The 26,358-nt window shown below is 36.3% G+C and carries 20 protein-coding genes; 15 read left to right on the top strand and 5 right to left on the bottom strand.

Annotated features, from left to right (window positions below; translation table 11 throughout):
- Nucleotides 1-57: 57 nt before the first annotated feature.
- Genes MKY45_RS19795 through MKY45_RS19785 form a run of 3 tightly spaced genes read right to left on the bottom strand, consistent with a single transcriptional unit; the run spans nucleotide 58 to nucleotide 3,447 of the window.
- Nucleotides 58-1,263: a CaiB/BaiF CoA transferase family protein gene (locus tag MKY45_RS19795; RefSeq protein ID WP_341173287.1), complete on the bottom strand. Its 1,206-nt coding sequence runs from the start codon at nucleotides 1,261-1,263 to the stop codon at nucleotides 58-60.
- Between the two features lie 53 nt (nucleotides 1,264-1,316).
- A complete protein-coding gene (locus MKY45_RS19790) occupies nucleotides 1,317-2,117 on the bottom strand; it encodes an enoyl-CoA hydratase/isomerase family protein (protein WP_341173286.1) in 801 nt (266 codons plus the stop codon).
- A gap of 37 nt (nucleotides 2,118-2,154) precedes the next feature.
- Entirely contained in the window at nucleotides 2,155-3,447 is a 1,293-nt protein-coding gene (locus MKY45_RS19785) for a CitMHS family transporter (protein WP_341173285.1), read from the bottom strand.
- Nucleotides 3,448-3,701: 254 nt separating this feature from the next.
- Between MKY45_RS19785 and MKY45_RS19780 the strand changes: the two genes are divergently transcribed.
- From MKY45_RS19780 to MKY45_RS19720, 13 genes are all read left to right on the top strand, one after another.
- A complete protein-coding gene (locus MKY45_RS19780) occupies nucleotides 3,702-4,460 on the top strand; it encodes an IclR family transcriptional regulator (protein ID WP_341173284.1) in 759 nt (252 codons plus the stop codon).
- 570 nt (nucleotides 4,461-5,030) lie between these two features.
- Entirely contained in the window at nucleotides 5,031-5,528 is a 498-nt protein-coding gene (locus tag MKY45_RS19775; RefSeq protein WP_256705100.1) for a tripartite tricarboxylate transporter TctB family protein, read from the top strand.
- Nucleotides 5,529-5,541: 13 nt separating this feature from the next.
- Nucleotides 5,542-7,035 (top strand): tripartite tricarboxylate transporter permease, encoded by a 1,494-nt coding sequence (locus MKY45_RS19770; RefSeq protein ID WP_256705099.1) that lies wholly within the window; start codon nucleotides 5,542-5,544, stop codon nucleotides 7,033-7,035.
- 30 nt (nucleotides 7,036-7,065) lie between these two features.
- A complete protein-coding gene (locus tag MKY45_RS19765; RefSeq protein WP_339180027.1) occupies nucleotides 7,066-8,043 on the top strand; it encodes a tripartite tricarboxylate transporter substrate binding protein in 978 nt (325 codons plus the stop codon).
- 21 nt (nucleotides 8,044-8,064) lie between these two features.
- Nucleotides 8,065-9,078, top strand: a complete 1,014-nt coding sequence (locus tag MKY45_RS19760) for a mannonate dehydratase (RefSeq protein ID WP_341173283.1) — start codon at nucleotides 8,065-8,067, stop codon at nucleotides 9,076-9,078.
- Between the two features lie 88 nt (nucleotides 9,079-9,166).
- A complete protein-coding gene (garD, locus tag MKY45_RS19755) occupies nucleotides 9,167-10,690 on the top strand; it encodes a galactarate dehydratase (RefSeq protein ID WP_256705096.1) in 1,524 nt (507 codons plus the stop codon).
- 377 nt (nucleotides 10,691-11,067) lie between these two features.
- The gene (locus tag MKY45_RS19750) at nucleotides 11,068-11,754 is read left to right on the top strand and encodes a FadR/GntR family transcriptional regulator (RefSeq protein WP_256705095.1); all 687 of its coding nucleotides are present in this window, start codon (nucleotides 11,068-11,070) and stop codon (nucleotides 11,752-11,754) included.
- A gap of 313 nt (nucleotides 11,755-12,067) precedes the next feature.
- On the top strand, nucleotides 12,068-13,735 hold the full coding sequence (locus tag MKY45_RS19745) for a thiamine pyrophosphate-dependent enzyme (protein WP_256705094.1): 1,668 nt from the start codon (nucleotides 12,068-12,070) through the stop codon (nucleotides 13,733-13,735).
- A 53-nt stretch (nucleotides 13,736-13,788) separates the two neighbouring features.
- Entirely contained in the window at nucleotides 13,789-15,219 is a 1,431-nt protein-coding gene (locus MKY45_RS19740) for an NAD-dependent succinate-semialdehyde dehydrogenase (RefSeq protein WP_341173282.1), read from the top strand.
- Nucleotides 15,220-15,312: 93 nt separating this feature from the next.
- A complete protein-coding gene (locus MKY45_RS19735; RefSeq protein WP_332094556.1) occupies nucleotides 15,313-17,001 on the top strand; it encodes a dihydroxy-acid dehydratase in 1,689 nt (562 codons plus the stop codon).
- Between the two features lie 708 nt (nucleotides 17,002-17,709).
- Nucleotides 17,710-19,035 (top strand): gluconate:H+ symporter, encoded by a 1,326-nt coding sequence (locus MKY45_RS19730; protein ID WP_341173281.1) that lies wholly within the window; start codon nucleotides 17,710-17,712, stop codon nucleotides 19,033-19,035.
- Between the two features lie 170 nt (nucleotides 19,036-19,205).
- Nucleotides 19,206-20,534, top strand: coding sequence for a glucarate dehydratase (gene gudD / locus MKY45_RS19725; protein WP_341173280.1), 1,329 nt, complete (start codon nucleotides 19,206-19,208; stop codon nucleotides 20,532-20,534).
- 349 nt (nucleotides 20,535-20,883) lie between these two features.
- Nucleotides 20,884-21,576, top strand: coding sequence for a FadR/GntR family transcriptional regulator (locus tag MKY45_RS19720; RefSeq protein WP_379585534.1), 693 nt, complete (start codon nucleotides 20,884-20,886; stop codon nucleotides 21,574-21,576).
- A 174-nt stretch (nucleotides 21,577-21,750) separates the two neighbouring features.
- On the opposite strand, the gene MKY45_RS19715 is transcribed toward MKY45_RS19720, so the two are convergent.
- Both MKY45_RS19715 and MKY45_RS19710 read right to left on the bottom strand, forming a co-directional pair.
- Nucleotides 21,751-22,371, bottom strand: a complete 621-nt coding sequence (locus MKY45_RS19715) for a class D sortase (protein WP_256705088.1) — start codon at nucleotides 22,369-22,371, stop codon at nucleotides 21,751-21,753.
- Nucleotides 22,372-22,432: 61 nt separating this feature from the next.
- Complete coding sequence (locus tag MKY45_RS19710; RefSeq protein WP_341173279.1) at nucleotides 22,433-22,942, bottom strand: excalibur calcium-binding domain-containing protein; 510 nt, start codon at nucleotides 22,940-22,942, stop codon at nucleotides 22,433-22,435.
- Nucleotides 22,943-23,515: 573 nt separating this feature from the next.
- Here MKY45_RS19710 and MKY45_RS19705 point away from each other — a divergent pair.
- A complete protein-coding gene (locus MKY45_RS19705) occupies nucleotides 23,516-24,301 on the top strand; it encodes a MurR/RpiR family transcriptional regulator (RefSeq protein WP_193064616.1) in 786 nt (261 codons plus the stop codon).
- A 256-nt stretch (nucleotides 24,302-24,557) separates the two neighbouring features.
- Nucleotides 24,558-25,970: a glycoside hydrolase family 1 protein gene (locus MKY45_RS19700; protein ID WP_193064617.1), complete on the top strand. Its 1,413-nt coding sequence runs from the start codon at nucleotides 24,558-24,560 to the stop codon at nucleotides 25,968-25,970.
- The last annotated feature ends 388 nt before the right edge of the window (nucleotides 25,971-26,358 follow it).

Below are 26,358 nucleotides of genomic sequence, written 5' to 3'. Positions count from 1 at the left end.
ATAACTAGATTTAAGAAAGGTTAAATGGTGTGTTGGGTATTGAATTAACCTGTTTCATTATATAGATTTATTCATTGTATTTAACACTTCATTCATTTTATCATTGGAATAGCCTAAGACATCTCTTAGTATTTCTTCTGTGTTTTCTCCTAATGTTGGTGGAGCAGCATTATTATTTAATGGAGCATTACTATAATGAATAGGAGTTCCAACATGAGAAAATTTCCCGTAGGAAGGATGATCAATCTTTTTAATGAGATCTTTCTCTTTTATCTGCGGATGATTTAATGCATCTTCAATATTCAACACTGGAGCGTGAGGTATATCGTAAGCTTCGAATACTTCTATCCATTCATTTATTTTTTTTCTGTCTAATTCTGCTTGAATAATATCGATTAAGATTTCCCTGTTTTTTACGCGTAAATCATTTGTTTTAAATCTTTCATCCGTTAACCATTCTTTTTTATTCATTGCCTTTATAAATTTTTTCCAAAAACCTTCCGTGTAGATAGCTAAAACTAAATAACCATCTGATGCTTTATAAGTTCCGTATGGGACAATGAAAGGGTGATGTGACCCTACAGGAGAAGACGATTCTCCAGTCATGTAATACTTTCCAGCATAATAGCCTAACAACGAAACAAGATTATCAAGCAAACTTAAATCAATATGAAGTCCTTTTTTCGATTTTCCTTTTTCTATTATAGCGCCCAATACAGAGATTGCTCCAAATAGTCCGCCAATAATATCGCCAATAGGAAGTCCAGATCGCTGCGGGACACCATCACCTGTAACACTCATTACACCGCTTAATGCCTGAACAATAATATCATAACCCGCTCTTTCTCCAAGTGGGCCAGTACTTCCGAAAGCAGAAATGGAGCAGACTATCATACCAGGATTAATTAACTGTATTGCTTCCTTGCTGAATCCTAGTTTATCTAAAACCCCAGGACGAAAATTTTCAACTAGAATATCACATTCTTTTATTAAATCTTTCAATGTTTGCATCCCAATATCGCTTTTTAAATTAACTTCTATACTTTTTTTATTTCGATTAACACTTAGAAAATAGTGACTTTCCCCATTTTGATATGGAGCAAAATGGCGCGTCTGGTCTCCGAATCCAGGACGTTCTATTTTTATAACTTCAGCACCTAAATCACTTAAAATAGTAGTTGCTAAAGGGCCGGCTAATGTTTGACTTAAGTCTAATATTCGGATATGAGATAGTGGACCTTTATATTCTTCATTTTCCACCATTATTCACATTCCTCCTCTTCGAATTAGTTGATTGTTTTTATATTCGGGACTAATTATTTTTTCATTAGTTTTTCTAACGCATTTTTGTGATTTGGATGATGTACTGATATTGCCATTAATGATGAAGCCATATCCAACGATTGCTTTAAATTCATTGACAAGCCTTGATAAACGATACGTTTCATCATTTGAATAACCTCTTGAGGTTCATTACATAGATTATTTGCATACTCTTTAACAGTCTGTAGCAAAGAATTATTTGGAATCACGTGGGTAACCAATCCAATCTCTTTTGCTTCAGCAGCTGTGAGCTTTTTTCCAGTCCAAAGCATTTCTAGTGAATTATCGATGCCGATAATTCTAGGAAGATAATATCCTCCACCGTCTCCAGGCACAATTCCAGCTTTTATATACCCTTCACCTAATTTTGCTTCATCAGAACAGAATCGAATATCGCACATTAATGCCATGTCTAATCCAGCTCCGATAGCTGCTCCGTTAATCGCAGCTATCATTGGTTTATCAATTTCTTCCATTAACAAGGGTATTTTTTGTATATTTTTCCATAAACTATTCTTTACCTCTAACGGTAAACTAGTGTAATTCTCTTGTTCTTGTTTAGTCTTAGCCATAAAGCCATCACCGTTTATCATTGCTTTAATATCTCCGCCTGCGCAAAATGCTTTTCCATTTCCTGTTAGAATACCAACATAAATATCGTCATTATTTTTAATTTCTTCTAATGCGTCAATCCATAGCTGGATCATATCCACACTAAAAGCATTTAACGATTCAGGTCTATTTAATCGAATAACTCCAATATGATTATCCTTTTCAAAAATTAAATCTTCCATTACATAACAACTCCCTTTAATGTGAATTTTGAATGATTTAGAAAGGAATAACGCCTATCAATACACAAACAATAGTCATTACGATCGTTGTACCGAACGCCCATTTAAATGTGAATTTTTGATGATCAGCCAAATCAACCCCAGCTAAACCAATAAGCAGAAATGTAGAAGGTGTTAATGGACTAATTGGAAACCCTGTTGTAATCTGACCTAGGATTGCCGCACGTGCCATTTCAGCCCCACTTATTCCGTAAGTAGCTGCTGCTTCGCTTAGAATAGGTAAGACACCAAAATAAAAAGCATCTGGAGTAAATACAAGACTTAGAGGCATACTTGCAATAGCTAATATAATTGCCATTTGCGTTCCAAGCCCCTCTGGAATAATGGATACAAGACTATTCGCCATTGCTTCGACCATTCCAGTCCCCGATAAAACACCTGTAAATATACCTGCAGCAAAAATAATTGTCACAATGGTTACAACACCAACAGCCAATGAATCTATTCTTTCCTGTTGAACTTTTGCATTAGGATAATTAACTATTAAAGCTATAACAAATCCAACCATAAATACTACTGGCAGTGGAAACCATACTTGAATAAGAAAAACAATTAGAACGATGGTTAAAAGTAAATTAAACCAAAAGAGTTTTGGCCGTTTTAATTCTTGTTCCTCTTTAGAAATTTCCATCGTATATTCGAACGAGGAATCTTCAATACCAAGCCTTTTACGTTCTCGTTTACCTAATAGATATGCAACAAAAAACACCCATAAAAGTCCAACTAACATTGCCGGGATAACAGGATTAAATATGTCAGTTGTATCAATATTGAGGGAAGCGGAAGCTCTTGCTGTAGGTCCGCCCCAAGGAAGTAAGTTCATTGTTCCTGCACTTAATGCAACAACACAGGCTAATACTAATTTACTCATTTTTAACCTATTATATAGTGGGAGCAGTGCAGGTATCGTAATGAGAAAAGTAGAAGCCCCGGAGCCGTCTAAATGGGCAAACATACCAATAACTGCAGTTCCTATAACTATTTTTAAAGGATCTCCTTTTACTAAAATTAGAACTCGTTTAATAATTGGATCGAATAGACCTGCTTGGTTCATGATTCCAAAATACAATATCGCGAAGGCAAGCATGATTGCAGTAGGTGCTACTTCTATAATTCCATCGAGCATCATTGGACCCAAATCAATTGTGTGCCCTGTAAATAATCCAAAAAGAAGCGGAACAATAATTAAAGCAACAATCACAGACGTTTTCTTAGTTAAAATGAGATACAGAAATACAAAAATGGTTAAAAAACCAAGTAAGGCTAACATTTCTTCACTTCCTTCCTAGGTAATGATATCGGTTAGCTTTCATATTGTTTTCTATAGGGAATAGAGGGGGCTGAAGGTACACTGTTTTAAAACAAATTTTCATTTAGGACATTTATATTCTAATCTTGTTTAGAATATTACCGTTAAACGGTAAGGGTTTTCATTTAACGGTACATGATAATTAATTATGGAAATATTGCACTATTAGACACATATAATCTGATATACATACTGTTGGATTGGAGGAGATTTTTTTGCAGAAAAAAGAATCAATGCAGACGATTAATCGTGCGGTTCAAGTTTTAAAAGTATTTTCATTCAACGAAAAAGAGTTATCTTTAACAGAGATAAGTGAGAGATTGGGGATTTCAAAATCAAGTATTCAAAGGATCTTATATACCCTTACAGAAGAAGGGTTTTTAGAAAAAAATGAACGAAGCAAGACGTATAAACTAGGGATGGAATTATACTTCTTAGGAAATTTGGTGGAGAGTAATTCACACTTACTGTCTATCACAAAAAAATTCATGCAAGAATTAAATACAAAAACGGGAGAAACGATTACATTAAATATTATCCATAATAATAAACGTAAATGTATTGCTTATGAACATGCAAAACATGAATTAACCACACTTTCCTATATAAGTAAAGAATCTCCTTTATATGCTGGCGCATCGGCAAAAGTATTGTTAGCGAATTTACCAGAAATTCAGAGAGAAAATATTATTGAGCACTTGAAATTAAAACAACTTACGGATTATACGGTAATAAATAAGGACTGTTTAAGAAAACAATTAAGTACAATAAGGGAACAAGGATATGCAATAACAAAGAATGAAAGAATTCTAGGTGTTTATGCAATTAGCGCTCCGATAAAAAATCGCTTAAACGACGTTATTGCGAGTATGACTATAACGATTCCTTTGATTAGGGTGGATAAATCTAGGATTGAACAGTACGTTGAGTTTATATTGGAGTCTGCTGCTAGTATCTCTAGGAAGATGGGATAGAGGTTATTGGTTACATTTCATATTTTGCGATTGATATTATATCTTCTGGTACGTCAGAGATTTCTAAGCGATATGGATTACTTTGGGAATAAAACACCAAATCGATATAGGGAGGATAATTTTCATTAATATAAAAAAAGTTATTGAGACGAGCGGGCAAGAATTTTAATAAGATAATAGTTTTGACAGAAGCAGTCCATACAAGATATGGACTGTATTTTATTGGTTTTAACACCAATTCTTTATAAAATGAGTCAAGAGGTAGCACTTGAAAGTGGAAATAAAACAAAAACTACATTAATTATCGAGACCTTTAATCCAAATCTAGTTTGGAGTTTCTTTTTTTAGCAGGACAAATTAAGTCACGAAACCAAACTGAACGGATTCATATAAAATAAATTATCTAATTTATAGTGAGGATTTTTTTGATAATTTGGCATACCTCAATACATATAAAAACCTTAGAGAAGTAATATTTAAAAAACCTAAAAATTTTATTGACATATAAATATATTTGTCATACAATTACGAAAAGTAATAAAAAATAGGATGGATTGGAGGGGAAGTCTAATGGAAAGGAATTACGGTGATTTAATTACAGGAATTATTTTGTTGGCGATTTCAATAGTTATGTTTATAGGCTCTCTTAATATGGAAGCGCTAACAGAAGGGGCGGTCGGGTCAGATTTTATGCCTAAAGTAATTGCAATATTAATTGCAGTAATGAGTATTCCTGTAATTGTAAGCGGTTTTAAAAGTGGGGAGATAGACAAAACAGATGAAGAAGCACCTGCTGCAGAAGTTAAAGAAGGAACAGATAATAAAAATAGCTTTATTTATCTGATACTTACGATAATTTTGTTATTTGTTTATTTATTTCTAATTCCTATCTTAGGCTTTTTAATTACCACTGCTGCTTATCTCATTATACAAATGCTACTTTTCTCAAAATGGACAATCAAAAATGCCCTCTTATATGGGGTTATTTCAATTGTCACATCGTCCGTTATTTATTTCGTGTTTCGCAATGTGTTCTATGTCATGCTTCCAGCGGGAATTTTTGGGTAAGGAGGGTTAGAAAATGTTTGATATGTTATTAGAAGGTTTTAATTCGGTTTTCACTTTTCAAATAATCCTGTTAATTGTTGTTGGTGTAATCTTAGGACTTATATTTGGTTCTATACCAGGTTTAACAGCTACGATGGCAATTGCGATTTGTTTGCCGATTACATATGGGATGGATCCAGTCGCAGGAATGTCTCTTTTGATGGGATTGTATATTGGAGGGGTTTCAGGAGGTTTAATTCCAGCAATTTTATTGAAGCTGCCAGGAACCCCATCCTCCATTGCAACGACATTTGATGGATATCCGCTGGCTCAAAAAGGAGAGCCGGGAAAAGCATTCTCCTTTGCGATTGTCTCTTCTTTCTTTGGAGGATTAATAAGTATCGTCGCATTAATTATTATTTCTCCGCCATTAGGCAAAGTTGCTTTAGAATTCGGACCTTTTGAGTTTTTTGCTATTGTGATTTTTTCCCTGACGTTAATCTCAAGTCTTTCTGGAGATTCGATCGTCAAAGGTGTTCTATCAGGAGCACTTGGTATTGCATTTGCATTGGTTGGTTCAGCACCAATTGATGCGTTTCCAAGATTTACGTTTGGTTTCAGTTCCTTAGATGCTGGGTTTGACTTATTACCAGTGTTAATTGGGCTATTTGCAGTGTCGGAAATATTGATTACTGCTGAAAAGAAAGTCAAAAATAATAAATCTACACGTCTGAAAAAAATTAGTTACCGAGTAAAAATGAAGGAATATTTTGAACAAAAATGGAACTTTCTTCGGTCGACATTGTTAGGTTTGAGCATTGGGGTATTACCTGGTATTGGAGGTGGAACCGCAAATATTATCGCATATGCAACAACAAAAAATCTTTCAAAAAAACCTGAAGAATTTGGTAAAGGGAATCCCAGTGGTATTGTAGCGTCTGAATCATCAAATAATGCTGCTATTGGAGGAGCGTTAGTTCCGCTTATTTCTTTAGGAATACCGGGAGATACAGTTACAGCTATGTTACTCGGGGGCCTTGTCTTGCATGGGTTGCAGCCTGGACCAATGCTGATTCAAAATAGTGGCGAAATAGTATATGGCATATTTGCTGCTTTAATCATTGCAAACATTTTAATGGCAGTGTTTTTATTCTTAGGAATGAGAGGATTTGTAAGATTGCTTAGCATTCCTCAGGCTATTCTTTTACCTATTATTCTAGCGTTGTGTGTTGTTGGTGCATTTGGTGTGAATAATCGTTTATTTGATGTAGGTGCATTATTTTTCTTTGGGATTATCGGTTACCTGATGATCAAAGCTAAAATGCCATTAACACCGCTTGTTCTAGGATTTATCCTGGGACCAATTCTAGAAACAAACCTACGCAGAGGTTTAATGTTATCTGAAGGAAACTTTATGCCTTTTTTAACAGAACCAATAGCTGCAGGATTCTTACTTTTAACAGTCGTTTCTATTGCCATGAAAATATACAGTAATAGAAAGAAACAAAAGCTTCAAAAAGTAAATTAACTAAATAAATCAAAAAAGGGAGGAATTATATTGAAGAAAATTGTGGATATTTTTACGAAAAGTTTAGCTGTTGTTTGTCTAGTTTTTATTTTAAGTGCATGTTCAGATGGGGAAAGTTCAAATGCGGAAGATGCATACCCGTCTAAACCAATTGAGGTAGTTGTTCCAGTTGGAGCGGGTGGGGATACAGACTTGAATACACGTATTACTGCTAAATATCTGGAACAGGAACTTGGTGAATCAATTGTCATTACGAACGTGGAAGGGGCTGGGGGTTCAACAGGTATCAAGGAAGTATTATCTAAGGAACCAGATGGACATGCTGTATTGGCTTACCATAATGCAATGTTAGTTAATAATATTTATGGATTAGCTGACTATACATCTGAAGATTTTAAATATGCAGGTGTAGGAATCGTTGATCAATCGAATACATTTCTTGCTTCTAAAGATGCTGCATTTGATGATATCGAATCCTTGATTGATTATGCCAAAGAAAATCCTGGCGAAGTTAAGGTGGCTACAGAAGTTGGAGCGATGACACATTTGCAAGTGTTAGAGTTTGAACAAAAAACAGGAGTTGAATTTAATATAGTTGATGCCGGTGGTGCTTCTGATAAAATTACCGCTTTATTAGGAGGAAGAGTTGACATTGTACCAACTTCTCTTGGATTAGTGCAGGATTATCTTGAATCTGGCGATTTTGTTTCCCTCGGTGTAATTGCTGAGGAGCGTCTGGAAGGAGCCCCAGATGTTGAAACGTTTACCGAGCAAGGTGTAGATATGTCAGTAGATAAAGTTTTTTATTGGGCTTTTAACCCGGAAACACCGGATGAGGTCGTAGAAAGATTTTCAGAAGCGTTAGAAAATGTAGTTGAAGATGAATCCTTTCAAGAGGAGATTAAGAACAGTTGGTTAACCCCAAGTTATCTAGATTCAGAAGAAACAGCTGAGAAGTTAAAAGAAATTACTGAGAATGACCAGGCAGTTTATGACGCGGCTAATTAATAATATAGAAGGAGGCTGTAAATGATGAAAGTGTCCGTAACCGTTAACACCACTGAATTAACAGATTTGGATTTACAACAAATGTCCCAGCTAGGTGTGGACAGGATTGATTTTGGGAACGGGAACTCTTTTGCAGGTGTGAAGGAACAAGGGTTTCCAGATTTGGATAGTTTATTAAAACTTCAAAGAAGAATCCGCTCATGGGGGATGGATATTAATAGAGTTACCTTGCCAAATATAACCGATTCATTTATGGATAATCAAGATGGCAGTGAGGTGCAATTGGAAAACTCCGTAAATGCCATTAAAGTCTTTGGAGAAGCAAATATAAAAATCGTCAGACAACGATTTGAAGGCGATGTATTTTATGGTCGTTCACAGACTTATCAAGCGATTCAAAGAGGCGGAGCCATCTCTAGAGGAGAGAGCGTTGGTTTATTGAAGGATAAAGCAGAAAGTCCGACTTTAGAAGAACTGGAAAAGTGGTGGCGTTCTTTTCAAAGGGCCTATAAAGAATTAGTGCCGACTGCTCAAGAAAATGGTGTGAATATAGCTATGCATCCATCTGATACACCACATCCAGATTCTCCCTTCGGAGGACTTGGTTTACACAGGATAATTGATGACTTTCCGAATGAAAACGTAGGTTTTGTTTACTGCATCGGTACGCGTGCGGAAGAAGGTGGATCCTCATTAGTCATTGATGAAATAAATCATTTTGGTAGAAAAAACAGAATTTTCTTAGTGCATTTTAGAAATGTACGCGGAAGTTTACCGACAGCTGGAGCATTTGAAGAAGCTTTACTAGATGATGGGGACTTGAATATGTTTAAGATATTGCTGGAATTAAAGAAAGTAGGTTTTAACGGTTGTCTAAACCCTGATCATGTACCTATCCTTGCAGGTGACATTGCAGACCAAGATAAAAAATGGGCAAATTCGAATATTGGCTGGAAATCATCTAACCTGGGATTTGCTTATTCCATTGGATATATTAAAGCCTTACTTACTGCATTAAACGAAGTTACAGGGTAATGAAATATACAATAGAATGTGATGATATGTTTAGTGTAAGTGTATTTCATACATTTACTGAAAAACAACAGAGAGGTGGTGTGAGAAAATGCAAGAAGATATGGAACCACTCTATATTAAAGTGAAAGAAATAGATAATACCGCGATTATTGTTAATAATGGAGGTTTAAAGCAAGGAACTGTTTTTAAGTGTGGTCTCGAATTAAAAAATATGATTCCTCAAGGGCATAAAGTAGCTTTAGAGGACATAGAAAAAGATGGAGAAATTATCCGATACGGAGAAATTATTGGATATGCTAAAGGTCGAATTGAAAAAGGATCCTGGATAAGAGACGCTGTAATGAATTTACCAGTACCTCCAGAACTAAATACATTAAAGACCTACGGGAAAGCAGAACCGAAGGAACCCTTAGATGAAGAATACACTTTTTTAGGATACAGAAACTCTGATGGTACAGCTGGGGTGAAGAATATACTCGGGATAACGACAAGTGTTCAATGTGTCGTTGGGGTTTTAGAGTTTGCTGTACAAAAGATAAAGGAAGAACTTCTTCCAAAGTACCCAAATGTTGAAGATGTTATTGCTATTAATCATAACTATGGTTGTGGTGTTGCAATAAACGCTGGCGATGCAAAAATTCCTATCCGCACCATTCAAAATCTAGCGAAACATCCTAGTTTTGGCGGGGAAATCATGGTTGTCGGTTTAGGATGCGAAAAGCTCCAACCAACGCGATTAAATGATGGAAAAGATAATGATAATATTGTAATGTTACAAGATCAAAATGGCTTCACAAATATGATTCAAACTATTATGGAGATGGCTGAAGAAAGGTTAGAAAGGCTAAACCAAAGAGAGCGAGAAGAATTTCCAATCTCTGAATTAGTAGTAGGTGTTCAGTGTGGGGGAAGTGATGCATTTTCAGGCGTTACAGCAAATCCAGCTGTAGGGTATGCGGCAGATTTGCTGGTTAAAGCTGGTGCAACTGTCTTGTTTTCTGAAGTAACAGAGGTCAGGGATGCGGTCCATCTATTAACACCAAGAGCAGATAGTCGAGAAGTAGCGGACGCTCTTGTTAGAGAAATGGATTGGTATGATAAATATTTGAATAAAGGTGATGTTGACCGGTCAGCAAATCCGTCGCCAGGAAATAAAAAAGGCGGATTATCTAATGTCGTTGAAAAGTCTCTTGGTTCAGTAATTAAATCTGGAACATCTCCAATTACAGATGTTTTATCTCCAGGAGAAAAGGTTCGAAAAAAAGGATTAAATTTTGCTGCTACGCCCGCAAGCGATTTTGTTTGTGGAACTTTGCAGCTCGCTGCTGGTATGCATTTACAGGTGTTCACAACGGGCAGAGGAACACCTTATAATCTGTCAATGGCACCTGTATTAAAGGTTTCAACAAGAAATGAATTAAAAAATCAATGGAACGATTTAATCGATATCAATGCGGGAACGATTGCTACAGGAAAAGCGACTATTGAAGATGTAGGATGGGAAATTTTTCATGATATTATTGCTACTGCTAGTGGTAAGAAAACAACTTGTGCAGATAAATGTGGTATTCGAAACGATTTAGCCTTATTTAATCCTGCACCAGTTACGTAACTAATCGGATGTCTATAAATAATGGGTAGCTTTTATGGTGTTAAGAAGGAGAGGGATATAATCTCTATCCTTCTTTTTATATCGACTTTAAATCAATGGAAAGAACTTTAGAAATAAAAATTCCAGTTGATAAAGATAGCAGGGAGTAAATATACAACTATGATATAGGGGAAGTTTATATGATATATTCTTTGGAAATTTATTGAAATTGACAAACTTATATATTTGTCATACAATTACGGGCGGTAATTATAATAATAAACCTTGATGTAATTTATCCGCAGGTTATTTACATAATTCACTAAATAATCAAATGTGCTATATGACATGTGATTTCTTTAACATACTGATTGCTAAGTACAAGGAGAGTGAAGGTAATGGAAGTATTTAAAACAGGAACAATACAAAGAAATACATTATCACAACAAGTGTTAAACCAAATAATTTCCATGTTGATGGATGGGCAGCTTCATCCGGGAGATAAGCTTCCGTCTGAATTAAAATTAATGGAGGATTTTGATGTAAGCCGCCCTGTATTAAGAGAAGCGCTTAGTTCTTTAGAAACATTAGAAATTGTCAAAAGAAGACCGCGTGGAGGAACGTATATTAATGAAAAAGTAGGAAATAGTCCATTTAGAGCAATGTTAGCATTAACAATCAATAATGTGTCAGCTGTTATTGAAGCAAGAATGTCCTTAGAATTAGGACTAGTTACTTTAGCAGCAGAAAAAATAACTGACGAACAATTAGATCTGTTAAAGGAAATAAACAGTGATATTGAAAAAAGCGTGAATAATAATTATGGGGCGTTAGATATCGAATTTCATAGAATCATTGCCCAAAGCGCAAATAACCCAGTAGTGGAAGGGATGATTGATTCATTATTGATTGCGCATGAAAAGACTGATAGCTTGATACCCTTCCGTGAGCGAGAAATAACGGTTGCATACCACGAAGCGATTTACAGAGCTTTAAAAAAAAGAGACCCAATTATGTCATTCACAGAAATGTATCGACATCTCCGTTATGTACGAGAAAAAATCATGTCTAGAATAGATGTATAACTTTTCGTACGGAACTTTTTACTATCTAAAATTTAAATAAGTGTTAGATGACTTCTGTATTAATTTAGGAGTCATTTTTTGTGCGGTTATAGACTTTCATTTAATGAAAGAAGCTATTGAAAATAATAATCAGAAGATTAAATAATGATTATTGACAAACAATTATTAATGTCTTACAATTAAAATCAAATCATTAAAAAGCTTATATTGCAACCTTCAAATATTGCTAATCAGGAGGAGGCAGTACATGGAGTTAATATTAGAAAGAAATTTTATGTGATGAATTAAAAATAATAGCAAAGGTGGAAAAGAAATGACACAAGTTAGTCAGAGCGATACTAAAGTAGAGAAAAGAACTGGTGGTCAAGCGATTGTTGATGTTTTGAAAAAAGAAGGTGTAACGAAAGTTTTTGGCGTTCCTGGAGAAAGTTATTTGAATGTACTGGATGCTTTTTACGAAGAAAATGAAATCGATTTCATTTCTGCGAGACAAGAGGGTGGCGCCTCATTTATGGCTGAAGGTTATGCGAAAGCTGCAGGTGATGTAGGTGTTTGTACAGCAACAAGAGGCCCGGGTGCAACGAATTTGTCGATTGGGCTACATACTGCGCAGCAAGATTCTACTCCTCTTGTAGCATTGATTGGACAGGTTGAACGTCCGTATAGAGGCCGTGAGGCATTTCAAGAAGTAGATTTTGTTTCATTCTTTAAAGATTTATGTAAATGGACAGTAGAAATCGATGATGCTGACCGTATCCCGGAAATTCTGCACCGTGCTTTTCATGTAGCACGTTCAGGAAGGCCTGGGCCAGTGCTGGTTTCATTGCCAGAGGATATGCAAGATGACATTGTAACTAGAGATACACATGAACCAATAAAGGTAACTATGATTCGTCCTGATGCAGATGCAGTACAAGAAGTTGCCGAAGAACTAAAAAATGCTGAAAAACCAGTTATTATTGCTGGCGGAGGCGTAATTCTATCAGAAGCTACTCAAGAGCTTGTTGCATTAGCAGAAGCCATGCAAATTCCCGTAGCTACAGCGTTTAGACGCTTCCATGCGTTCCCGAATTCGCACCCAAATTATATTGGTGCATTAGGGTTGGGAGCTAGAAAGTCTCTGAGTGAATATATTCAAGATAGTGATCTTGTTTTAGCGCTTGGAACTAAATTCTCGCAAATGACAACAGATGATTATTCTTTAATAAATGAACAAAATAGCCGTTTGATTCATGTAGATATTTCACCAGATACTTTGGGGAGGGTTTATACACCGTCATTACCTATTGTTTCCGATGTAAAGGAATTTTTAAAAGAGCTTCTTAACGTGATTAAACCGGAAGAAAATGTGGAGCGTCAAAAGAAAGTAACAGAAGCAAACGAAAAGTATACACAATTTTCAACACCTGAATTAACGGATAATAAAGAATACGCAAATATGAAATCAGTCATCCATTATATTCAAAATGAACTGCCAAAGAATACGGTTATTACAAGTGACGCAGGTAACTTCTTTTCGTGGATTTCCCGTTATTTCAAATATGATGAAGGGGGGACGTATTTTGGACCTACATCAGGAGCGATGGGTTACGGGATGCCATCGGCTATTGGAGTGAAAGTAGCTCATCCAGATAAAACAGTCATTTCTATTTCAGGTGACGGCGGATTTATGATGACTCCGCAAGAATTTGAAACAGCTGTACGCTATGATATTCCTATCATCTCTATTGTTGTAAATAATAATATGTTTGGAACTATCCATACGCATCAGGAAGCGAAATTCCCTGGACGAGTAGTGGGAACAAAATTGACAAATCCAAACTTTGCAGAATATGCAATTAATTTTGGTGGACATGGTGAAAGAGTTGAAAAGAATGAAGATATTGCAAGCGCATTTGAAAGAGCGATTGCATCTGGACTTCCGGCATTGATCGAAGTAATGACTGACCCAACAATTTTATCAGCAAATCAGGAACAATAATCTAATCAAATAATTTTCTGCATATGATGCGGGGATAGAAAAGAGGAGATAAGATGCTTTATATAAATGGGACATGGGAAACTTCAGAAGATAATTTAGAAGTGACTAGTCCAACTACTGGTCAACTTCTTGGAACAGTCGCAAAAGGAGGAGAACATGAAACGAAGCTCGCAATTGACGCTGCGAGAAAAGCTTTACCTGCTTGGTCTAAACGAACTGCAAAAGAAAGGTATGATTTTTTAAATCGCGTTGCGGAAATCTTACGTTCTAGAACGGATGAGATTGCTGAAGTAATTACAACAGAAATGGGGAAACCTGTGCAAGAGTCAAAAGCGGAGATTAGTTTAGCAATCGATTATTTAGAATGGTTTGCGGAAGAAGGAAGACGAATTTATGGAGAAACCATTCCTGCATCGTCTTCAAGTAAACGTTTATCGGTTATCCGCCAACCGATTGGAGTTGTTGGAGCGATTACACCATGGAATTTTCCAATTGCAATGATTACAAGGAAGATAGCTCCAGCCATGGCTGCAGGGTGTACTGTTGTATTGAAACCAGCTTCTTCCACGCCTCTTACAGCTGTAGAAGTCTTTAAGGCCTGTCATGATGCAGGAGTTCCGGAGGGAGTAGTGAACTTACTTCATGGATCTGCAAGTAAGATCACAAAAGCATTAATGGATTCTCCTGATGTGCGTAAAATTACATTTACTGGTTCTACTGAAGTAGGAAAACAGCTAGTAAGACAATCTGCAGATACGATGAAAAAGCTATCACTCGAGCTTGGAGGACATGCACCATTTATTGTATTTGAAGATGCTAATCTAGAGCAAGCTGCAGAAGCTTTAATTGCTAGTAAATTTAGAAACGCGGGTCAAACATGTGTTTGTACCAATCGTGTTTATGTCCATGAAAGTATTGTGAAGCCTTTTTCTGAATTGTTTGCAGAAAAAATAAGGAAATTAATAGTCGGTGATGGACTGAAGCCAGGGGTTACAATTGGACCATTAATCGATAATAATGCAGTCAATAAAGTAGAAAAACAGGTGCAGGATGCAACAGAAAAAGGAGCAGAAGTATTAGTCGGCGGGAAGCGACTTGCCGATGGAGAATACGCAAAAGGCAACTTTTTTGAACCAACACTTTTAGTAAACGCAACACATGATATGAAGATATCATACGAAGAAACATTTGGACCTATTGCTCCTATCTTTTCGTTTACAACAGAAGAAGAAGCGATAGAGCGGGCGAACAGTGGTGAATACGGTCTTGCTTCTTATATATTTACGAAGGATGCTTCTAGAATTGTAAGAGTCAGCGAAGCTTTGGAATATGGGATTGTAGGCATAAATGATCCTATGCCAACTGTTGCCCAAGCTCCGTTTGGCGGAGTGAAGGAATCAGGCATCGGTCGAGAAGGCGGCAGGCAGGGAATTGAAGATTATTTGGAATACAAATATCTTTCTTTCCAATTAGATGAACAATAACTGTGATAGTAAATACATGCTAAGCTCGGGATTCAAACCTGTACGGCAGTGCTTGCATCCTAAGATGATAATTAAATGGGAGGAGAGATGACGATGAAGAAATCAAATGCATCGTATGGTGATGAAGCGTTTAGTGAGTTTTTGAAAATGGCTTTTAGAAGGCACTTGGGGCATGACGAGGAAGATTATGAAAAACCAGTTATTGGAATAAGTAATACATTTAGTGAAGTAAACCGGTGCCACTCCCATATACAGCCGATGGTAGAAGCTATTAAACAAGGAGTTATTATGGAAGGCGGCACCCCTTTGGAATTCCCAATCATGTCAGTAGGGGAGATGTTTACAAGCCCAACAACGATGTTATATCGGAATTTAGTTGCAATGGATACGGAAGAGATGATTACCGCACAACCAATTGATGGAACTGTTTTGATTGGCGGCTGTGACAAAATGGCGCCAGCCCAATTGATGGGGGCAGCAAGTGCTGATAAGCCTGCTATTTTATTTACGGGCGGACCAATGAATAATGGGAAATATAAAGGAAAAACTTTGGGAGCCTGCTCTGACTGCCGTTTTTACTGGCAGGAATATAAAGCAGGTACGGTAGATGAAAAAGAAATCAATGAAATCAATAAACAGCTGGCTCCAACTGCTGGACATTGTATGGTGATGGGATCAGCAAGTACAATTGCTGCTTGTTCCGAAGCTTTAGGTATGATGCTTCCAGGAGGCGCGGCAGCACCTGCAACAGTTAATGAACGTATGCATATGGCAAGAGAAACTGGGCGGGAAATTGTTAGACTAGTGAAAAAAAACATTAAACCGTCAGATATTATGACGAAGGAAGCATTTGAGAATGCAATCAGATTATTGATGGCTATTGGCGGTTCTACAAATACGGTCATACATCTGACAGCAATGGCAAAAAGACTTGGCATTACATTGAATTTAGATCAATTTGAAAAAATAAGTAAAGAAACACCATTTATTGCTAATATGAGACCAGCTGGTAAGTACCAAATGGAGGATTTATACCATGCTGGCGGGATACCTGCCGTTTTAAAAGAATTAGAGCCGCTTTTAAATGTGAATGAAATGACGGTGACTGGAAAAACAATGAAAGAGAATCTATCTTCTGTAACTATTGAAGAGGTGTATCGCGATATAATTAAACCATTGGATAATCCGTTGCATGCAGATGGAGGAATTGCTGTTTTAAGAGGTAATTTATCACCAAGTGGATCGATCATTAAACCAAAGGCAGTCATCGATAAAACATTGATGAAACATAAAGGAGAAGCTGTTGTATTTACTTCATTAGAAGATATGGAAGCAAGAATAAATGATCCGGATTTAGAAGTTACAAAAGATAGTGTACTTGTTCTCCAAAATGCTGGTCCTGTTGGAGCGCCGGGAATGCCTGAAGCTGGAATGATTCCGATACCTGGAAAACTATTAAAACAAGGTGTTCGTGATATGGTTCGTTTATCGGATTGTCGAATGAGTGGTACCGCTTTTGGAACCGTTATTCTACACGTGGCACCGGAAGCAGCTGTAGGTGGCCCAATTGGATTGATAGAAGACGGCGATATAATAGAGCTGGATATTGAAAATCGCATTTTGAATCTGGATGTTTCAGATGAAGTGCTTGAAAAACGTAAACAAGGTTGGCAGAAACCTGAGTTTGATGATGAAAGAGGTTATAAATGGCTCTATCGTAAACATGTCTTGCAAGCAGATGAAGGTTGTGATTTCGATTTTATGTTGCCGACAAAGTCCTGATAAAGTCCTTTTAATATCCTGCTTGAAAGGTTGAATAGGCTGATAGTTAAGATATAGCAGAGCCGTTATTATAGCAATGTATGGGTAACCGTTACATGTTAATTATGAATGAGTTTTAAGTTTTACACGTTTTGAGTCAGACTGGGACAAAAGGTAATATTAGATTCAAAAGAATAATCAACAAATAAAGCAAAGTATATTTCTAAAGTATGTATCTGTACAATATATGGCTTGAAATTACCTGGTATAAACACCTTTGTCCCCAGTCCATATTTATTTAAAAAGATATATGAATTCCTCCCAAAACAAAACTATTGTATATATGTATAATAGATAAAATTTAATATCTCTTTTATGTATGCGGTTTCGAGTATTTTTAGGATTACTGATTTTTTTAATGCTGAAGAGATTACATTTTCAATGAAAGATTTAACGTAATACCTTTTCTGCATTTTAAGAAAGAATGAATAAAGATGTACGAATTATTACATATTTTGTTGGAGTATAAAATTTGTTTTTTTAGATGTAATATTACAATCTACTAATTTGTAACTATACTAGGTGTTCAATTAATAGAATGATAACTAGAGCTTTAAAACAAACCAATTACATAGGCGATTCGTTTGAGCATCATGAGCATGAAATTAGCAAATAAATATACTGCAACATGATATAGAATCAATTTATCTTTGTAAGGAGTGTCAAAAATTGCCTTTGTTGATTGTTGCGTTAGGTGTTGTGTTTCTTTTAATTTTAATGATTCCATTAAAGTTTAACGGGTTTATAGCATTAATCTTAGTAGCCATACTAGTTGGACTATTAGAAGGAATGCCATTAAATACTGTAATGGAATCTATTTCAGATGGAATTGGGGGACAGCTGAATGACCTTATTCTGATACTTGGGTTTGGAGCAATGCTGGGTAAAGTTATGGCAGATAGTGGTGCTGCTCAGCGGATATCCAATACTTTAATTGGTAAGCTAGGAATCAAGCGCGTGCAGGTAGCGATGCTGATTGTATCGTTTATCCTTGGTGTTACCATGTTTTACGAAGTAGCTTTTGTCTTATTAATTCCTTTAGTTTTCACTATTGTTCGTCAAACAAATTTGAACTTACTTTATGTTGGATTAACGATGTCAATCGGTTTATCAACAACACATAGTTTTTTACCGCCACATCCTGGTCCGGCAGCAGTCGTTGGGGTATTTGATGCAAGTATGGGGTTAACCCTCCTGTATGGCCTTATTATAGCTATTCCAGTAGGAGCATTGATTGCTTTATTATGGCCGAGATTAAGTATCGTAAAAAAGATGAATCCATCGATTCCTGACGGACTAATAAGTACAAAAGAATTTAAAGAAGAAGAAATGCCGAGTTTTAGTGCAAGTGTTATATCAGCGCTTATTCCTGTTTTTTTAATGGCAGTATTAGGGGCTGCTGAAATTGCTTTACCAGAAGGCCATCCTTTTTTGAATGTTATGATGTTCTTTGGATCAGCACCAATTGCATTATTAATTGCGTTATTGCTTTCTTTTTATGTCCTGGGGATAAGAATTGGCCGTTCATTAGAAGATGTCATGCAATCATGTGTTGATAGTGTTAAACCAATGGCAATCATTATATTGGTCATTGGAGCTGGAGGAGCCTTTAAACAGATACTTGTAGATAGCGGCGTTGCTGATTATATTCAATCACTAACAGATGGTTGGGCAATTTCCCCCATATTACTTGCATGGTTGATTGCTGTTATTATGCGTACTGCTCTAGGATCAGCTACTGTAGCTGTAATGACAGCTGCTGGTATCGTACTTCCACTTGTTGAATCCTCGGGCACAAGTTTAGAAATGATGGTTCTTGCTGTTACCACTGGCAGTATTGCGTTTTCACATGTAAATGATCCAGGTTTCTGGTTATTTAAAGAATATTTTAATCTCACAGTAGCTCAAGCAATTAAGGTTAGAACGACGTACACCACTGCATTATCCATATTGGGACTGATTGGCGTATATATTTTGAATATGGTTATAGATTAGTCTTTTCTGAAAATAGGATTGTAAATAATTTAAACCCAAATTTTAGGAATATGAAGGGCAATCAGCTTTCTAGAAAGAAGGTCTTGCAGATTGCTTATGTATAAATGTATTTCGTCATATAGCTAGCAAAGTATTTTTAAAATAAATAATATAAAGGGAGATTGATAATCATGAATACACCAACTGTTACACAAATGGAAGTATACCCAGTAGCTGGAAAAGATAGTATGCTATTGAATTTAAGCGGTGCGCATGCGCCATACTTTACTAGAAATATAATCATTCTTGAAGATTCAAGTGGTCAAAAAGGGATTGGAGAAGTGCCGGGCGGGGAAAAAATACGTCAAACATTGGAAGACTCAAAACAATTGATTATAGGAGAAACTATTGGTAATTATAAAGCTGTACTGAATAAAGTTCGAAGCACATATGCTGATCGGGATGAAAGCGGCAGGGGTGCACAAACTTTTGATTTAAGAACAACAATTCATGCTGTGACAGCAGTAGAAGCTGCATTTTTAGATTTATTAGGCAAGCATTTAAATGTACCTGTTGCAGCACTTCTTGGTGACGGTCAACAGCGTGATGAAGTGGAGACACTTGGATATTTATTTTATATTGGCAATCGAAATAAAACAGATTTACCTTACGAGTCTGGAGACAATGCTCAGAATGATTGGTACCGGTTACGCCATGAAGAAGCATTGACACCTGAAGCAGTTGTGCGATTAGCGGAAGCTTCTTATGAATTATATGGATTTAAAGACTTTAAATTAAAAGGTGGAGTGTTATCAGGAAGCGAGGAAATAGAAGCTATTAAAGCTTTAAAAAATCGTTTCCCTGATGCTCGTATTACACTGGACCCTAATGGAGCATGGTCACTTGATGAAGCCATTTCATTATGTAAGGATATGCATGGAATTTTAACATACGCAGAAGATCCGTGCGGCGCTGAAAATGGATATTCCGGAAGAGAAGTGATGGCAGAGTTCCGGAAAGCTACAGAGTTGCCAACAGCTACAAATATGGTTGCAACAGATTGGAGACAGTTAGGACATGCACTGCAACTAGACAGTGTTTCAATCCCATTAGCAGATCCGCATTTTTGGACAATGGAAGGATCAGTAAGAGTTGCGCAGTTATGTAATGAATTTGGTTTAACATGGGGTTCGCATTCAAATAACCATTTAGATATTTCTCTTGCAATGTTTACTCATGTAGCAGCTGCTGCGCCAGGGAATATTACAGCAATTGATACGCATTGGATTTGGCAGGAAGGGATTGAACGTTTAACTAAAGATCCTTTTAAAATAGAGGGAGGTAAAATTGCTGTTCCGAATAAACCAGGTCTTGGAGTAGAAATTGATATGGAGCAAGTGGTGAAAGCTAATGAAATTTATCATAAAGAAGCGTTGAGTGCGAGAGATGACGCAAAAGCGATGAAGTACTTAATTTCTGGATGGGAATTTGATAACAAGTGTCCATGTCTTGTGCGATAAGCGTATCCTGAAACTTTAAAAAGTAAGTTTTTTAAAGAGGTTATTAGAAGTATTGGAATAAAAAATTAACAAAATGCAGGTTTCATTAAATACCAAAATTAGCTGTTGAATATTGCTGATTTTGGTATTTTTGTATGCTTACAAATGTTTAATCCATAGCCGGTAGAAAACTTATTTCAATATAGTGTATAATGGCATTCAATAGTTCTATATAAAAGATATGCATTTTTATAGTAATAAATTTCCACAGAATATGGATGTTTCTGAAGAGAAGGGTTATATCAGCATTCAATTTTTTGATCAATATAATGATTAGTACTGATAAATTATCTACATTAAAGAAAGGAAGATTGACTTGGTTGAATTTAATAAGAATCCGATACAAAGAAATACATTATCCAAGCAAGTTTTAGAACATATTATTTCTATGCTGATGGATGGACAACTTCACCCTGGAGATAAGCTTCCATCTGAATTAACATTAATGAATGACCTTGATGTGAGCAGGCCGGTATTAAGAGAGGCGCTTAGCTCTTTGGAAACATTAGAAATTGTTAAGCGGAGGCCGCGAGGAGGGACATACATAAATGAAAAGGTTGGAAGCAGCCCGTTTAAAGCAATGTTAGCATTGTCAATCAATAACATCCCAGCTATTATCGAAGCCAGAATGACGTTAGAATTAGGACTAGTAACAATTGCGGCAGAGAAAATTACAGAGGAGCAGCTAGAGGAGTTGAGGGGGACAATTGATAGCATTAAAGCAAATGTAGATAACAACTATGGACAATATGATAAAAAATTTCATAGTATAATTGCTGAAAGTGCAAATAACCCTGTAGTAGAGGGTATGATTGATTCTTTATTGATGGCTCATGAAAAAACGGACAGCCTTATACCATTTCGTGAACCTCAGATAACAATTGATTACCATACAGCGATTTATGAAGCATTAAAGAACAGAGATCCAGTTCAATCATTTAAAGAGATGTATAAACATCTTAGTTATGTCCGCGAAAAAATCTTGTCTAGAAATGATGTATAGATTCTTTTTGTATATAGAATAGAAAAAGTAATAATGACAGTTAAATGAATTACTTATACCTTACTGTAGTAACTTTTCTTTTTGGCTAAGCAGATTAATTAGAATGTGTCTATCTCACTCTATAAAATTATCTCTGCCAAACACCATACAAGGGCGGATCAGTTTTCCGCCCGTTCACTCCACAAGCGTAGCTTCTATAATATAACGATCAGGCGCATACCCGATAAAATCAAACGGATAGCATGTTGTCAGCGTCAATGTCGGCTCCTCTTTCTCGACAATCACAGTACGATCCGCTGCATCGGTAATCCATGTCTTATTAATTTCATATTCAAAGGTCTCGCCATTGTAATGGACTTCCAATATATCCCCTTGTCCAAGCTCATCTAGACCAGTAAAGACAGTGTCACGATGCCCGGATAGTACCGTATGCCCGCCTTCGCGGTTTGGAACTGTCGTCCACTCACTTACATACATCCCCACACCTTGGTCAAGGGTGCGTTCATCCGCTCCCCAATATGTCGTAAAACGTTTATTCATAGCTGGAATATCTAGCATGGCTATCTCTGAACCGGCGTCTACCTCATAATTGAGTGTGGATGGATTAACTGTCTCTTCCTCATCACTTTTTTCTGGTATATTTTTTTCTGGTATATTAATAGCTGCTGCCTCAGCCGTTTCTGACTTCTCTGGTATTTCCTGAACCGATTGCGTTGCTTGAAAGTAATTCCAGCCGCTATAAACAACAACAAGAAAACCAATCGCAATCAAGAGCAGCGATAATTTTCGAATCATTTGTTTATCCCCCTTACATGAGAGAAAGGCAGACGATTGAGCCGTCTGCCTATCTAACATTTTATTGACGCTTGCGCAAGCCAAGTCCGCCAAGAATCATTGCACCTAATCCACCTAGGATACCAAGTGGTAATGCTGTTGCGGTGTTCGGCAGCTCGCCGCCTTCTTCATCAGAGGAAGCAGATTCATCTGAGGTTGCTTCATCATCTGATGATGAAGCTTCTTCTGTAGACGTAGCATCTTCTGCTGATGTTTCCTCTTCAGATCCAGCAGCATCTTCAGAGGAAGTAGATTCATCAGTAGATGTGTCCTCAGAAGCTTCTTCTGATTCGTTTGCATCGTTATTGCTGGCAGTAGAGTCGCCTTGAGGCAAGTTCTCACAAGCAATACCGTCTTTATCTCGGTCCAATCCATCCGGATCACTCGGATCGGCATCTAAATGTGCCTGAGCTTCTGGCTGCGTGTCAAAATCAGAACAATTCAGATCATCTGCAGCAAAAACCGATGGCGTTGTACCGAACATAAAAAGAACCGCAAGAAAAGCAACTAGCGTTAAACGTTTCCCTTTCATTTTGTTACCCCCTATATGTATTTTTTTAGCAGTAGTTATGAAATGATTCTATTTTTATAATAGTTTCTATCAAAAAATAACTACTATAACTAATGTAACATAATAGTAATTATATTGTAAAATATTCTTAATTTAATGAAATAATAAACTGTCAATTTATTAATAAAGTAATAACTATCTAGCTTATTTGTGCTTTTTAATAAACCCAAATAAATCTTCCATCATAATAATTTTGATGCCGATAGAAACGGCAACTGGAAACGAGTGAAGAAAAAATCTTTTGAATGGTATAGAATAAATAAAAAAAACTGGAACAATATCTTGAATTGATATGTGTTGTTCCAGGTTTTTTAGTGTAATGGGAGCAGATAAAAAGTCAATATAGTTCTTAATTTAGTAACGAAATCTCTTTTTATTTTCAAATTTCGGATTCCACCCCGTATAATAGAATTTATAGAAATAAGAACATATTTTAAATTCTTTGGGTATGTTAATAACTATATTAAACTCCAGTATATTATTTTCAATAACAAAAACAGTAACATTATTATATGGTAAGTGACGGTGAATAAAATGAAAATAAATAATTTAGGTTTATTAAATTCCTTGTCTTTCATCATCAACTCAGAAAATCCAGAAAATACCGATTATACATTGGCTCATTTTATTTTGAATAACTTATATCGTATTTCTTCCGTCAGCATATGGGAAATGACGGAGGAATGTTTTACATCCAGATCTGCAGTGAGAAGGTTTTGTTTAAGGTTAGGATATGATAATTTCAGTTCATTGAAGAACTCCATTTCCAAGCTTGTTTTTCCCAGTGATTTAAGACATCGGGACATAAAAGCAGAGCCTGACTATCGCATTCATATAAAAAATCTAGTTGATGAAATGATTACTGACATTGACGAACAAATAACAGACGAGGATATCAATTATCTTTGTGAGTTAATCAATCAGGATGTAAATGTAGTGATTCTGTGCGCAAATAATACGAGTGGCAATGCATTAAGATTTCAACAAGAGCTGATGTTTGCCTCAAAAGTGATTCATGTTATTTCTGGGTCATTCACCACGAATGAAATTCTGAAATTACTTCATGAAGAAGATGTCATTATTACCATCTCTGCATCTGGTAAATTTGCGGAGTTGTCATTAGAATTTGTTCAGAGTTTAAAAGGACATAAATTTCTAATAACGGGAAATAAAGCGGAGAAACTGAAGAATAGCTATGATAAAACTTTTTATATTAGCAAGGATGGTTTCTCAGCTGATTATTTAGGGATTTATGGAAAGTACGGGATTACTTATATTCTTGATTTATTATCGATGCAGTATTTGTCATTGTATACTTGACTATGCTGTTTATTTTCAAAAGCCTTCATAAAAAAACTTAGTAAATCTGTTTAGCACATTTATAGCTTGTTTAAATTGCTGGATAAAAAGGATACCATGTCAAAGCCTTGCTCTATGGAGCGGGCTTTTTGTTTTCCATATTGGTAACCATGGCAATTTTACGATGGTTCAAATTCTGAACCACTTCGTTTTTTTGAAAGTGCTAACATTGGATTTAGATGAAGGTTATTCATCATTATTGCAGGGAGGTATTTAAATGAAACAAGTACATGACAAGTTTCTATGGGGTTCTGCTACAGCAGCATATCAATGTGAAGGAGCCTGGGATGAAGATGGAAAAGGTCTGGGTGAATGGGATGTCTTTAACCACAACAGTTCTTTAAATATTAATCAGGTAGATGGTGATATCGCTTCTGATTTTTACCACAAATATAAAGAAGATATCGACCTGATGGCAGCGGGTAACCAAAACACCTATCGATTTTCTATCTCATGGGCGAGAATTATTCCACAAGGTGTTGGCGAAGTAAACCAAAAAGGAATTGATTTTTATAATCATGTCATCGATTATTGCCTGGAAAAAGGGATTACTCCGAATGCGACGTTGTTTCACTATGATTTGCCATATGAATTGTCTCAAATTGGCGGTTGGGAAAATAGAGAAATTATCGATGCCTTTGATGCGTACGCGAAAGTTTGTTTTGAAAATTTCGGAGATCGGGTGAAGATTTGGTCTACGGTAAATGAACCAAGGTATTATGCTTATTGCAGTTATGTGGTTGGTAACTACCCGCCAAACTACAAGCTGGATTTTAATCGTTTCTGGAATGTTCTCTACAATCTGATGTTAGGCAGTGCCAAGGCCGTTGATACTTACCGGAAATTAGGCATGGATGGCCGAATCGGTATTGTTCATGATAACGGGAATGTTGAATTGGATCCTGCAACAAAAGAAAAAGATGCAGTAAGGTTAAGAGCGGATGTTTTTTATAATCGCATGGTTCTGGATACAAGTGTATTTGGGAAGCTTCCAGAAGAGTTAGGTGAAGTGCTTCAGGATTGGGGAGTTGACCCAAGCTTCGTCTATCAAGAGGACGTTTCTGATTTTGCGAAAGGTAAAGTAGATTATATTGGCTTGAACGTCTATAACCGTCAATATGTAACCGATTATTCTGAAGGTGAAACAGAAGTGTTCCATAATAACAGAGGGAAAGGATCTAATTCAAAAGAAGGGATACGCATTAAACATGTCTTTGAAAGCTCCTTTGATCCTCATGTTAAAAGAAACCTCTGGGGAAGAGAAGTTTATCCTAAATGTATGTATAATGCTTTGATGGAAATCAAAGAAAAGTACGGGGATATTTTAGTATATATTGCGGAAAATGGACACGGACAATATGAAACACCTGATGAGAATGGATATGTAAATGATGATAACAGAATCGAGCTATGTGGAGATTTTATTCATTACATGTTAAAAGCGCGTGAAGAAGGCGTGAATGTACAGGGTTACTATATGTGGTCCACGATGGATTTATACAGCTGGATTAATGGCTATGAAAAAAGATATGGGCTTGTCCGGATCGATTTTGAGAATGATACGAAACGGATACCGAAAGCAAGCTACTATTGGTATAAAAATCTAATTGCGGAAAACAGAGATATCTAAAAACAGTTATTTGTTTGCTGATGGATGATGGAAAGAAATAGAGTTTGGCGGGCATGAAAGTGAAGGGGTAAAACCTGTCCATTTGTTTCTAGTGTGATGATGCATGTCCGCTTAAGCTCTTTTTCAAACGGAATGGTATAGTCTATATAGTGAAATAAATGAAAATAACAGAAATAAAATTGTTGTCCTTGATAAATCGTATGGTGATTATAAAGCCGACTTAGATGTGCTTAACTATGTAAGCGGTATTTTATAGACAGGTAAAAGTCTACAAGGGAATCGATGTTATGGGTTTGGCTGCTCCGCTATCGAATTCCCATCTTAACCTAAAATAACTACACAGCCAGAAGAATCGATTTTATTTATAAAAGGTTTGATTGTGAAAATG

Source organism: Oceanobacillus sp. FSL K6-0251 (assembly GCF_038004725.1).
Taxonomy (GTDB): domain Bacteria; phylum Bacillota; class Bacilli; order Bacillales; family Amphibacillaceae; genus Oceanobacillus; species Oceanobacillus oncorhynchi.
This window is presented reverse-complemented; position numbering and strand designations above follow the sequence as displayed.